Annotated in this window: 12 protein-coding genes; all 12 read right to left on the bottom strand. The window is 40.8% G+C overall.

Annotated features, from left to right (window positions below):
• Positions 1 to 5 precede the first annotated feature (5 nt).
• On the bottom strand, positions 6 to 2,078 hold the full coding sequence (locus QZZ43_RS02510) for a chemotaxis protein CheA (protein ID WP_291855935.1): 2,073 nt from the start codon (positions 2,076 to 2,078) through the stop codon (positions 6 to 8).
• Between the two features lie 75 nt (positions 2,079 to 2,153).
• Entirely contained in the window at positions 2,154 to 2,477 is a 324-nt protein-coding gene (locus QZZ43_RS02505; RefSeq protein WP_291855933.1) for an Hpt domain-containing protein, read from the bottom strand.
• Positions 2,478 to 2,558: 81 nt separating this feature from the next.
• Entirely contained in the window at positions 2,559 to 2,924 is a 366-nt protein-coding gene (locus QZZ43_RS02500) for a response regulator (protein ID WP_291855931.1), read from the bottom strand.
• Positions 2,925 to 2,928: 4 nt separating this feature from the next.
• Entirely contained in the window at positions 2,929 to 3,258 is a 330-nt protein-coding gene (locus QZZ43_RS02495; protein WP_291855929.1) for a hypothetical protein, read from the bottom strand.
• Positions 3,259 to 3,372: 114 nt separating this feature from the next.
• On the bottom strand, positions 3,373 to 5,112 hold the full coding sequence (locus tag QZZ43_RS02490) for a methyl-accepting chemotaxis protein (protein WP_291855928.1): 1,740 nt from the start codon (positions 5,110 to 5,112) through the stop codon (positions 3,373 to 3,375).
• A 115-nt stretch (positions 5,113 to 5,227) separates the two neighbouring features.
• A complete protein-coding gene (locus QZZ43_RS02485) occupies positions 5,228 to 5,740 on the bottom strand; it encodes a YfiR family protein (RefSeq protein ID WP_291855926.1) in 513 nt (170 codons plus the stop codon).
• A gap of 274 nt (positions 5,741 to 6,014) precedes the next feature.
• Positions 6,015 to 6,794 carry a DUF2797 domain-containing protein gene (locus tag QZZ43_RS02480; RefSeq protein ID WP_291855924.1) on the bottom strand — a complete coding sequence of 260 codons (780 nt, stop codon included), beginning with the start codon at positions 6,792 to 6,794 and terminating at the stop codon, positions 6,015 to 6,017.
• 714 nt (positions 6,795 to 7,508) lie between these two features.
• Entirely contained in the window at positions 7,509 to 8,786 is a 1,278-nt protein-coding gene (locus QZZ43_RS02475) for a peptidase U32 family protein (RefSeq protein ID WP_291855922.1), read from the bottom strand.
• A complete protein-coding gene (locus QZZ43_RS02470) occupies positions 8,773 to 10,617 on the bottom strand; it encodes an LTA synthase family protein (protein ID WP_291855920.1) in 1,845 nt (614 codons plus the stop codon). The genes QZZ43_RS02475 and QZZ43_RS02470 overlap by 14 nt, the downstream gene beginning before the upstream one ends.
• A gap of 99 nt (positions 10,618 to 10,716) precedes the next feature.
• Entirely contained in the window at positions 10,717 to 11,736 is a 1,020-nt protein-coding gene (locus QZZ43_RS02465) for a glycosyltransferase family 4 protein (protein ID WP_291855918.1), read from the bottom strand.
• Complete coding sequence (locus QZZ43_RS02460) at positions 11,736 to 12,674, bottom strand: glycosyltransferase (protein WP_291855916.1); 939 nt, start codon at positions 12,672 to 12,674, stop codon at positions 11,736 to 11,738. Before QZZ43_RS02460 ends, QZZ43_RS02465 begins: the two co-directional genes overlap by 1 nt.
• A gap of 219 nt (positions 12,675 to 12,893) precedes the next feature.
• Positions 12,894 to 13,766, bottom strand: coding sequence for a hypothetical protein (locus QZZ43_RS02455; RefSeq protein WP_291855914.1), 873 nt, complete (start codon positions 13,764 to 13,766; stop codon positions 12,894 to 12,896).
• Positions 13,767 to 13,768: the final 2 nt, after the last annotated feature.

Below are 13,768 nucleotides of genomic sequence, written 5' to 3'. Positions count from 1 at the left end.
AAAAATTAAAGTTCTTCCTTTTTCTTTCCTTTAAACTTACCGGACGAGCTCAATTGCAACACACGATTGGTATCAATCACCAAAGAGATGGTTCCATCTCCGAGAATGGATGCTCCTGAAACGACTTCATGAGTTTTGAGATAACGCCCCAGCGGTTTCACAACAGTCTGATATTCTCCAAGCACTTCATCAACCAGCAAGCCCAACCGTTTGTCGGCATGTTTAACGAGAATCATCTGAGGAACCTCAACTTCTGCTTTTTCCTCTTTAAAAACATCCCGCATATCAACATACGGGATTTGTTCGTTGTCGATAACAACCACTTTATTAAAGGAATTTTTCAACTGTCCCTTGGTCAACGCAAAAATCTTTTCGATGGATGAAATTGGAACCACGTATTGATTTTTGGCTACCCGAACAAGCAGACCGTCAATAATAGATAGCGTAAGGGGCAAACGCAGGGTAATGGTAGTTCCCTGACCTTCCTCCGAAGCAATAGAAACTTCACCCCGTATCTCGGATATCTTTTTTCGAACCACGTCCATTCCAACACCACGCCCCGAAACATCAGAAACAGATTCGCGTGTTGAAAAGCCGCTCATAAAAACGAGGTTGAGAATTTCTTTGTCAGAGAGCTCCGCAGAATCGTCAATTATTCCCTTGGCAACGGCCTTCTTCCTGATGTCATCTACGTTAATTCCCTTACCGTCATCAGTAACTTCAATCAGCACATTGGCTCCGGCGTGGTAAGCTTTAAAATAGATATTTCCTTTTGGCGACTTTCCGGCAGCCACACGTTCGTCGGGCATTTCAATCCCGTGGTCAACCGAATTTCGCAAAATATGCAATAATGGATCTGTGAGATGCTCAATAATATTTTTATCAAGTTCAATATCTCCACCTTCAATAACAAAATCAATCTCTTTTCCCAAATCCTTGGACAGGTCACGTACCAAACGTTGAAAACGCATTAGCTCGCTCTGCATAGGAATAAGGCTGATTTCGAATGCATTGTCTCGCAACTGGCGTGATAATTTCTGAACATTCTCCGCCAGAGCCAGGATATCACTCTCACCTTTTTTCTCGGCATATACGCTCAACTGTGCCTGTACGGTCACAAGCTCACTAACAAGGTTAACAAGTTCATCAATTTTCAGGGATGCGACCCTGATACTAGAGATTTTATGCTCCTTAAACTGCTTCTTTTTCTTTTGGTCTTTATCTTCTTTTTCTGTTCTCTCAGCTTCGTCAGCAGCAGACTCTTCCTTTTTAAGTAGAATTTTAAGGTCGCTTACTTTAATTAAGGAGTTAGAATTCCTGGCATTGCTGATTAATTTTTTAATATCGGGGTTGATTTCAAAACCCCCATTACAGACCTCATCAACAGATAAGTCACATTCATCTTCCACGAAAATAAAAACGTCCTTTATTTCATTCAAAGATTCTGTCGTGGTCAGAAGTATTTGCCAGAGGCAATAATTGCTTTCGGGCTCCAACGGTTCAAAAGAGGGAACTTTGTGTGTATAGACAATACTATATCCCTCTCCGAGGGCGTGTAGATCATCAAGCAGAAACAAAGGATTGGTTCCATTTTGTAGAAGCTCCTCACGGGGAACAAAAGAGATCAAATAAGTATTCTCACCTTCTGCTACTGCAGGAGTAACTTCTGCAGTAGTAGCAGCGGCCCGGATATTTCCCCCGCTCTCTGAAAAGTCCTGAATTTTGGCCATAAAAGCACGGTAGGCATCCAGGTCATCTTTTTCAGTAAGATCTCCTTTTTGCAGAAGAAATTTTATTTCATCAACCGCAGTAAAGGTCAACGAAATCAAATCGGGAGTCACCTCAAGTTTGTTATTTCGGACTTTATCAAAAATATTCTCCAGATGATGAGTAAAGTCGCTCAAATGGTTGAACCCGAACATGGCACCGCCCCCTTTAAGAGAGTGCATGGCCCGGAAAATGCGTTCAATCAGATCTTTACTCTGCATATCATTCTCGAGCGCAAAAAGAGCCTCTTCCAGATCATTAACATTGTCCAGAGATTCCTCAACAAACTTGGCTTTAAATTTATCTATCATAATGTTCTTTTGCCATTTCGCACGCAATATATTTCACTTTAAAATGAGAAACATATCAAAGAGCCGTTTTTCGGATTAAAACCTTAATTCATCTATAATGGCATCTATCCCTCTGACTGTCTGTATCTTTATTTGTTCAGAAAACTCTTTTTCCCCTTTCCGAATTTTATCGAAAACAATCTCAAGTTTCCTGGAGAGCGGAGCAAGATTTTCAAGTCCAACCATCGGAGCAGTGCCGGAAATGCCATGCATAACCATAAATACATCATTGGCCAGTTCTTCGGCCACAGGGTCAGGATTGGATTTCTCAGTATCGACAAACTTATCTTTCAGGCCCAAAAGTTTATCCACGCTGTTTGAAATAAATGTTTGCTTAATTATTTCAAGTTGGTCTTCCATAGGGTTGGTTTTAATTAAAGAATCAGCGTTGCCTGTGAACTGCTGAATTACAGAAAATCCCCGGGTTAGAGGAGTTTCCAATTAACGTAGTACTCTGGAAATAGCACTCAACAACTTAGCGGGTACAAATGGTTTAATAATCCATCCGGTGGCTCCTGCCTGCTTGGCTTCCATCTTCTTGGCAGCCTGCGATTCGGTGGTGAGAAATAAAATAGGAATATGTTTATATCCATCCATTTCCCGAACTTTCCTTATTAATCCCAGTCCATCAAGATTAGGCATGTGCAAGTCGGTGATAATAATATCAATAGGGCGGCCATCCAGATACTGGAGTGCATCATCGCCATCAACGCCAACTAATACATCATATCCTTCATTTTGAAGTGTAAAATTCACGACTTCCCGAATACTTTCGGAGTCATCAACTATAAGAACTGTTTTTGCCATTTTATTAATTATTTACAGGGTTACTATTTAACAAATCGGAAAATCCGGAATTGGAAACAAGGCTTTCCAATTCGTTAGGGAGTGTTGTTTTCACAGAGAATTGCCTTTTATTCAATTCTGCTGTTTTTTTCAATGATTGTAAAAGCTGTAAGAAAGTAATATCCAGATTATCAGGATTGTCCACAACAACGAAAATGTCTTTAGAAAAATCAATCTGTTCCCCAACGGAATCTTTTATTTTCTGGATGTAATTAATGGTTAACTGACCATTAAAAATAACCTCTAAGGAATCGTCAGCATTTTTCACCTGGACTTGAAAATTATCATCTTTCATGAGTAAAAAATATTCTAAGTTATTGCTCTAATAAGACTCACATGAACGGAAACAACCATTTCTATTTGCAAAACCTATATCGCATTCCGTTCGGATAAATACCAGTCTCAACAATCAAAACTTCTCGTAATTGTCCAGATCAAACTCACGCCCCAAATTGCCAATATTTGGTTTTTGAGTACTTCCGGTTTTCCCTTCACCTTTTTTTGAAGAAATATCTCCTTTAGTGCCGGAAGAGGGCCTCTTCTTTGTTTCTTTCTCTTTATAAGGCTCTTTGGGAACCTCAATTTTTGAAGCTTTTACATTAACCTCTTCTCCAATTTTGAAAATTTCCACGGCTTTCTGGAGATTGGCAGCAAGGTCTGATAATTGCTCTGAACTGGTGGTAAGCATATCAGAAGAAGAAGCATTTTCCTGCGTAATCATATTAAGCTGCTGCATTGCCTGGTTAATTTGATCGGCACCGGTCTTTTGCTCCATACTGGCTGCAGCAATTTCTTTAATTAATTGGGTGGTTTTCTCAATATCAGGAACCAGCATTTTGGATTTCTCACCGGCCTCTTTCGAAACTTTAAGACCTTTGGATACTAACGTCACGATATCGTCGGCGGCCACTTTACTCTTCTCTGCCAGTTTGCGAACTTCAGCTGCAACAACAGAGAACCCGCGTCCATGCTCACCGGCACGAGCTGCCTCAACAGCAGCATTAAGAGCAAGAATATTGGTTTGAAACGCAATATCACTAATAACCGAGATTCGCTCCGAGATGTCCTGCATTGCTTTTACTGCTTCGGCAGAAAGCTGGTTGGTCACATTCACCTCTTTGGCTGTTTCAACAGTAATCTTCTCCGTCTGAATGGCATTATCAGTATTTTGGTCAATATTGGCAACCATCTCTTCTATAGAAGTTGACACCTCTTCGGCGGAAGCGGCCTGATCGGCAGAACCACGTGACAGTTGTTGAGAACTATCGCGAAGGTTTTTACTGGAATGCACCAGGTCAAGAGCATTTTGCTTAATAGTTACTACAGTATTTTTAAGACTCAAAGCCATTGACCCAAGCTCTCTGGCAAGAATACCAATCTCATCAGTTTGGTTAATATCCACTTTAGCAGTAAGGTCTCCTTTCCCAAATGCCTGTGCAAATGAAACACCTTTCGACAAGGGTTTTACGATGGTCGTATAAAGAACGAAACCTATTATCAGAGATGCCGCTATTAGAATGATACTCATCAATGCGGTAAACCAGGTGAACCAGGTGAAGTTATCGTTCATGTCTTGCAAGGATGCTTCATATTTAGCCAGATATTTGGTTCCAAGGGCGGAGACCCTTTCGATAATCTGGTCGCTCAGCTGAATAACATCTCCTCCTTCAACAACCATTGGTTCCACCTCAAAAGTAACCATCGGGTCGTCATAGGCTTCAAAAGTGCTAAGCAACTCCATGATAGTCCGGTGCATAACAAAAAGAGAGTCCATTTCATGAAACGCAGTATTCAGTACTTCCTGGTCGGCCTGATTGTTCCATTCTTCAGAAAGTTCAAGCAACTCTTCTTTTAGTTGTGGAAAATCTTCCTGGTGAATAGTTCTCAGCCGTACTTTATCAGGAGTATCTGCCTGGCGATCGATGTACACCCAGTTTTTAATCAACATTTTGGTCTGAGTAACCATCATTTCCAAATCACCAAGCATTTCCGTAGTGGGAGAATATACGCTGGTAACGCCGTTGGTAAGATTTTTACTGCGCGTCAATGTCCCGAGTGTAAGAACAGCGTTTATAAGAATGACTACCAGAATAAGCCCAAAACCGAATATCAGCTTTTGGGCAATGTTTACATTGTACTTCAGTTTCATGAACTAACCTTTTTCATAGACCCCCGGGTAATTGTCAGCTAAGCCAACAAAAATCCCTGGACTGGCACTAACACGTCAATCCGGGGCTTATAGTAACTTTACAAAAAAAAATTCATTACAATACAATAGCCGAAGACATGTTTTCCAGCCGCGAACTAATCTGGAGCCCATTACCTGAGGCGTTTCCTTTATGAATCTCAAACTTAAGAACTTCATTCCTCACCACAAAATTAATCATTGCCCCGTATTCCGTTGCACCTTCACTTTCGGTCACAATCAGTGAGTTATTACCCAGTTTCTGCTTGATTTGAGTGGCATTGCGTGAGAGACTAAAACTATCCGAGATAAAAAGCACCTGACAATCGGTGACCTCCTCCAGCGAGTTAAACTCCTTGACCACAACATCCTGAAATCCAAACTTTTTCCCTCCGGTCTGCTGGCTAATTCGTCTTGCAATATCAGAGTCCTGCAACACCCCAATCACAAAATCTCCCTGACGTGCAGCTTCGGGCCAACCAATATAGCGAATAAAGTTGAGAGTAAAAACCGCCTTATACTTCGCCACCTGGCCCTGCATCAAAACTGGCATTGTTATTAACAAAGCCAACATCAAGTAAAACTTTCTCATTTCGTTTTAATAAATTTAAGTTCAAAGTAACCCAATTACCGGAATTTCCGGAAAACACAATCACAAACTCGCTTGAAACTTCAGTTAACCCAAAATAAATAGTACTGAATCTCCATGCAGATACAATATGATTTTATATCACATTGCTACGTATTTACTTGAGTTTGGTTTCTTTTTAAAACCCAATTTTTTACAAAGAACATTAAAAACCGGAAAGGAGACGCCTGATAACAGCCTGTAATCAGGATTCTTATATAAAGAAATAATATATTGTTTAGTCCGAACTCAGTTGAATTTTATACCCCGAGAATCGGCGCACATTCAAAACTTTTTCTCTGTCAAGAAATAAATATTGTCCACGGATACCTGTAAGTTTTCCATTTATTTCAACTTTTTTATCAAAATCATGCTGCCCCGGGTTTTGAGGCCATTCATTTACCGGATAAGAAAACTCAAATACTTTTTCATCCTCTGACAAAGCGTATTTCTTTAATTCATTAGGAAGAAGTCCGATTGTTTTTTGCTTTTCGGAAAGAAGATCGATCTCCGGAAGAGATTCATTGGTAACCATCTTTTTCCAGTTGGTTTTATCCCCAAAATGATTCATCAGATACTTTTCAATCACCCCGGCAATGTGCCTATTGGGAACCTCGCATATCCGCACAGCCCGTTCTGCTCCCTGGTCTATCCATCGGGTGGGCACCTGTGAAAGGCGGGTAACGCCCACCTTCAATCCACCACTTACGGCCAGATAAACAATATGGGGTTTTAAGCAATGTTCTTCTGCCCACTTCATATCCCTGGAAATGCCTAAATGAGCTTTGCACCGCTCCGGACGCAACACGCACTCATCAGCTTCGGGTGCCGTAATAAAACACGAATAACAAAATCCTTGTCCGAAGGATTTCTTTGTCTCCTTCCCACACTTTATGCAGTTAATCTTGTTTTGATATGTCAACTTTATGGTTTTATCCAACAATTGAGTCATATCAATTTCATTCTCACCCAAAGTGAGCGCATAGGAAACAATTTTCCCATCAAGCTTGCTCGACATTTTTATTAGGTTACCGTGGTACTGCATACTATATATTTTTAGAGGTTAGATAAAAGTGCCCAAGTCGCATAGACAGAAGGCATACGAGTCAGGGTTGGCGGGTTATGATCCGCCATTCTTGAGACCTCAAGCTAAGTTCATTTTGCGACATACCCTAACCTGGACAAGCCAGAATTAAAGAAATCTATACAGAATCTGTCGCAGCTCCGCAGCTTTTTTCTTTTTTATCACATTATTTCTACCGTTCTGCTACCGCTCCGAGGTTATTAATTCCTAATATGTTGTTGACAAAGATAAAACCGCGGAGGGATGACAGAGCGAAAACTCAATTATCCCAGAACCATCCAAGCCATGGAGCACCCAATATGAAGAGCCTTCAGGAGAGACTATGAAATATCTTGCCAAAAAAATACGAAAATTAGGAGTAAAGCACTAAAGGCTAAGTAAAACAAGCATCATATTTTTAGTTGGTTGTATTTTTAATTAGATGACAGGTTTCAATGGATTAAGTGAGGAAAAATATAAAAATTTCCTCTCTAGCCTGTTTTATTCATGAATCTTCGTAATGAAATATTCAAATATCAAGAAATACAAGAAACCGCAAACAAATTTGAAGCAGTAAATAGTGAACTATTTTCAAATTTAATTTGACGAGGACACTTGTATTTCGCCGATAGTTGAGCATTAGAATAGATTATTTACGAATAATCCAGGTTAGCTCCTTCTGACATATTTATGCTCAGGACTCACCCACTTATATAATTTGTCGGATCTACGGATTTTCTCACTAACCGGGATTGAAAAACGATCTCCTTTTTGGGCTTCCTCCACAGGTGTTAAATCGACCCGAATTTCCGAAACTGTCATTTCTACAACTCCGGTAGTGGGGCCGGTAATTAAAATCTCATCTCCCACCTTCAGGCTTTTGGTTTCCAGCACAAACTCGGCAACCCCGATTTTAGGAAAATAATTGGTTCCTTTTCCAAGATAAACCTTTTTACGCGTCGCCAGAGAACCATAATTAGCACTCCATTCCCCAAGCTTTTGCCCCAGATAATAACCATCCCAGAAGCCACGGTTGAAAACCGAAGCCAACCGTTTATCCCAGACTTCAATCTTTTCCTGCGAATAGGTTCCGTCCAGCACAGAATCAATGGCTTCGCAATAGCTGGAGACGACTGTTTTAACGTATTCGGGTCCACGGGCCCTTCCTTCAATCTTAAAAACCCGAACACCTCCGTCAATCATCTTATTCAGAAAATGAATGGTCTTTAAATCCTTGGGCGACATAATGTACTCATTATCCACTTCCAGTTCCTGACCGGTCTCTTTTTCGGTAACATTATAACTGCGTCGGCAGGGCTGCAGGCATCCACCTCTGTTAGCAGAAGAGTTCAGTTGATGCAGACTCAGATAACACTTTCCCGAAACAGCCATGCAAAGGGCGCCATGCGAAAACATTTCAATGCGAATCAGCTTCCCTGATGGCCCTTTGATTTGTTCTTTTTCTATGGTATCATAAATAGCACGAACCTGCTCCATATTCAGTTCACGTGCCAGCACCACCACATCGGCAAAATGGCTGTAAAACTTCAGAGCCTCCACGTTGGAAATGTTCACCTGAGTGGAGATATGAACCTCCACCCCAATGCTGTTGGCATAATTAATAGCGGCCTGATCCGAGGCAATGACAGCGGAGATACCACTCTCCTTGGCGGCACTTATCAGCCTGCGCATCACCGGAAGATCGTTGTCGTAAAGAACAGTATTGACAGTAAGATAGGTTTTAACATCCTTCCCTGATGCAATGCTTACAATTTCCCGCAAATCATCAGTAGTGAAATTGCTCGACGACCTGGAGCGCATATTCAATTGCTCCGCCCCAAAATATACAGAATCTGCGCCCCCCTGAATAGCGGCCATCAGCGACTCAAAGGAGCCCACAGGTGCCATCACCTCAAAATCGATTCTCTTCAGACTATTTCTTTCCATTGCTTATTCTTTCTTTAAAATCCTTCGCCACCTGCTGCATAAAAATTTTGGCTTTCAAGCTATCGGTACGGGTTTGTGCACCCTCCAAAACCAGAGGAGTGAAATTACTCTTGTCGAATATCTGAAACTGCCCCCTATCCACATATCCAAAGCCTTCGGGATACTGAATAAATGCGAACCCCTGTACCGCTGTATCGAGAATATTTTTACTGAATTTAAACGGGTTCGAATCAATTTTAAGCTGCGACAGTAAAGTAGCAGCCAAATCTACCTGTGAACCATAAGTATCTATAACAGTATCCCGTATAGCCAGAGCTCCACCAGCCCACAACATGGGGATTCGGTATCTTCGGGATTCCAAATTGCTTAGTTTTTCGGGACCTGTGACCCCGTGATCAGCAATAAGCACAAAAAGAGAATTGTCCCACAAGTCTTGCCTTTTCATTTCGTCAAAGAAAACCCCCAGGCAGCTGTCAGTATAGTGAACCGAATTAAAATAATCATCTTCGTAAACCCGTTCCATAGGAACATCAAACGGCTCATGGCTACTGAGTGTAAACATAAAATTGAAGGAGGGAGACTGCGACTCCTCAATCATTGTTGAAAACTTTTGGAACGTAAACTCGTCATGCACTCCCCACTTTTGCCCTCTTTGTTTGGCAGGAAAATCATTGATATCCACCACATCGTCAAACCCGGCCAGCGAAATCAATGACTTCAGATTTTTAAACCCCATATCGCCCCCGTAAATAAAATTAAGATCCTTGTATCCGGCCTCTTTGAGCTTTTGGGGAATGAAGGTGAGATTACGCGATTTATCGGGATATTGCATGATTGAATAACCGGGAATACCGGGATAACCGGCCAACACACCAACCATACCGTAGTCAGACCGAAAACTGGTGGCAAAAATGTTACTGAAGAATACCCCGTCTTTCTTCAATTTTTCCAGATTTTTTGCAACGGGTTCACCTCCCAAAGACCCAATAGCCTGTGCCGAAAAACCTTCCAGCAAAACAACCACAATATTGGGCTGTTGGGTATTGAGTAAATGCCAAAAACCTCCACATTGTTGCATCATATCAGAAAACTGTTCCCGGGCAACATCGTCGCTGACAAACCAGTACTGACCCTCCTCAATGCCGCTTCGCTTCATAGAATAAGCAAGGTTCCACAAAGGATTTACCGCTGCATTGTTTGCAAACAAATAGTTGGAAAAATAAGCAGCCCCTGTATTTATCGGTGCCACACCGAAGCTTCCCCGAATGGGAACAATCATAAGTGCGGCCATGAACAAAGTAATGCCCGCATTAATGGCAGTTCCTCGCCAGGTAAATATCTCATTCAGTCTATCTCCGGCTACAAACTTTTTGAACAACCAGATGATGCCCCACGAAATCCCTGTCAGTATTACAAAGAACAGCAAAGCTTCTGTCCAGTGGATAGAGTTCAGAATAATTCCGGGAGTTTCAATAAATGCAATAGCCTCGCTGTTTAGATGTCCTCCCCAATAACGAAAAAGATTAATATCTCCAAGCTGCAGTCCCGTAAAAACCGGAATCAACAAGTAATGCATCCACAAGATACACTGTTGGCAAAACTTGCGTTGAACAAGCAAGGCAACCAGTTGAATAACCCCCGTGAGTAACATCAAATATCCCGAAAAGGAAAGATCCATGCGCAAACCAGGCCCAAAAGAAGCCAGGATGGTCAAAATCGGAGTGTTATCGGCATAGCTGTAGTTGACAATGATGAAAACAGCTCTGAAAAAAGCAAAAAAGACCAGCCAGAAAAGCCAGACCCTCAGAAATGTATATAAAAACCTCTTCATTTTTTTTGATTCTGTAATTGGAATCTGCAAAAGTAAGGAAAAAGAGGGGAATCCTTGTAATGTATAGTTCTGTTGAACAAACAGCCGAGAAAGAACTTGTCAAAACCGGCGAGGAATTCCCGGTTTTCTTTGCAAATAATCCAGGATCTTTTCACCCAAAACGTTCCAGGCAAAAATTTTTACTTTATCCACAGCCTTTTCGGCCAAATCAATTCTCAACTGTTCATTTTCAATCAAACGTACAATAGCTTTTGCGATTCTTCGGGAATTGCGGGAGACTATCAGACCGGTTTCTTCATGAACCAGGAAATCCATGGTTCCGGAAGTACTGGCAATAACCGGAATTCCACAAGCCATTGCCTCTACAACAGTATTTGCCCATCCGGCTTTTTTCTCAGGCGCTACAAACACATCTGCTTTGTGAAAAATCTCCTGATTTTTTTCCACAGGATGGTTAAGAATAAAAGAATAGGGAATCGTGGTGGAAAATTCCTTTATGGCTTTCTCCATTTTTTCTGTCACCGGAGTATCAAAAAGAGTTAGATGGATACTATATCCTTTTTTAAGGAGACGCTCACAAGCACTCACAACATATTTTGTTCCTTTTCGCCTTTCAGCCAACCGTCCGTAAGCCAATATTTCGAAAGGCTTTCCCTGCTTAATCCCCAGATCTTTCCTGGGCACATATTGGTCTGGATTCAAACCTCCAATGGCAGGAAATGCTTCTATATTAAATTTTCTTTTGGCCAGTTGCACCATATTGGTTGAATTTGCAAAAAACTCAACATTTTCAACCTTTTTCCTTATTTTATTAAGATTTTCATTGGCTCTGACAAAATAAAAAATCTTCCGGGTCGATTTTGTCTCAGCTACAAGCGGGGCAAAGGAAGGTTCAGTAAAGAAAAGCGCATCCAGTTTAAAATCCCTCATTTTCTCAAATGAAAGAATCTGCCCGTTAAAGCTAAACCATTCAGGAGATTTTCCATCATGTGTAAATATAAAAGCCTGATGTCCTTTCGAAACAAAGAAATTACCAAGTTCCAGAAACCGTCTAACGCCACCGTATAGCTTTGTGTGGGGCAATACAACCCCAATATTTAAACTTTTGGATTCATCCATTAATCTTCGAATTTATCATACGAATTCAATCCGATGGTTCGGCCGGTTCCGCTGAAACTCCAAAAAAACCTTTTCAAACAACTCTTTACCCTTGCCTTTTTGAAAGCTTTATCATCCGAACTCACAACAACAGGTGAAGTATAGCGCTGCCCTCTCTTAAGAAAGATACGAGTGAACGAAGCTGAAGTAATACCCCATTTATTGAGAAACTGTTTACTTCCCTTATTCATCTTGATTCTTCGGGTAGATTTAGAACCAAAATGATACGCACGGCTGGCATCAATCCCCTTGAAATACCGAACCCCTGCTTCATAAAGTTTCATTGAAAAATCAGGATCTGAATACAAGCCAGGAAAATACTCAATGGAATAACCTCCTACCAAATCCCACACATTAACGTGCACAATATTCGGAGGCCATGTTGCTCCATGCCAATCGTTCCCGGGGATACTCCTTTGCTCATTGAGCAACGCTTCCTCTCTGAAGTTATCAGGTGTTGTTCCGTAATCAAAAGGAGCTAATATTCCGGGATGTGGAGAAATTCGAGGTTCAATGGTAGTAGATGATAAGAAGAAGAAATTATCGGGAAGGACTTCAATTTCTTTCCACAAGGCCAGATCCCATTCAGGCAGGACATACATATCATCATTTAAAAACGCAAGGTAATCTGTTTGCACCAGGCTCCTACACGCATTCATTGCCCAGCAAACACCAACATTCTGCACACTATGTGTATAATCAAACCCCTGCTCCTTCACCCATTCCAGCGTCCCATCCGTGCCTTCATTTACATGAACTATGATTTGATGCTGGAAAGTTGAGTTCTTTTGAATACTTTTCACGCAGGTTTTTAACATTTCAAGATTGTTCCATGAAGGAATAACAATTGAAAATTTTAGATTAATGTTCTTGTTGGTTTGATAATTCCAGGTCAGCATATTTCTTATTCGGTTTCTATTACAATAGCTTTTTTAACAACTGCACAAATCTATATTTTCCAGAATAATAAACAACCAGTACTTTCTTTCATTTGTCTGGTAATCTAAAACTTCTTAAATTATTTAACATATGAAAAAAAATAAATAAAATAGATAAAAACGTCGAAGATAAATAATTATCTGACAGTTATTTTCCAAATATTTTTTTCAGAATAACTTCTATTTAACAACCTTATAATTCTTGTATTCAAACAATCGATATCCAAAAGCCTTTTCAAAAAGGTATAAAAGATAATCTTTTAAACCAATATTTTTTCGGGACACATCAATATTTACGTGCCAATCTAACTTCTCAATCATAGGTTTCATCACCTCAGGATGAGATCCTTCAAATTTCCTGACTGACCCAACCTGTGCATAATCGAAATCCTCAGATTGTCTTTGTTTTTCTTTAAGTTTCTCACCTGAGTGATAAAGTGCATGAAAACTACTCATCTTCTCCCTAATCGTCTCCGGAGACCTTACCCATCCATAATGGTATACATATGCATCAACAAGCTTAACGTTCAGTTTTTGGTTGTTTTTCCGAAAGCCTTGTGCATCTTTGTAGGAACGAATAGACTTATCATTTCGGATAATTCTAATCTCATGCCGGTACCACATTCTGTTGGTTCCCACATAATCGTAAGTACCCCAAAAGTGCAAATACTTAAATAAAAGCCCCTCCACCTGAGGATGATCTTTCCAAAAGTTCATCTGTTCCTGAATTTCAGGGTAATACTTCTCATGGATAACCTCATCTGCCTGGATGTAAAAGCACCAGTCAAACTCCTCGCCAATGGCATCCATTGCCTTATTGGTCTCAACAGCCAACACCCGGCCTCCTCCTTGAAGTGATTCGTCCCACTCAGTTTTAAGAATTTCAATCTTTGGTGAGGCGATGCTCTTAATCAACTCTAAAGTATTATCCTCCGATTTGCCAACGGCCACAATGAAGTGATCGCATACGGGGAGAACAGAATTAATGGACTCAACTACCGGATAACCGTATTTTATGGCATTTCTGACAATTGTAAAACCACAAACCTTCATAA

The sequence above is a fragment of the Marinilabilia sp. genome (genome assembly GCF_016278715.1).
In the GTDB taxonomy this organism is placed as follows: domain Bacteria; phylum Bacteroidota; class Bacteroidia; order Bacteroidales; family Marinilabiliaceae; genus Marinilabilia.
Note: the sequence above shows the minus strand (reverse complement) of the source record. Positions and strands in the feature narration are given on the sequence as shown.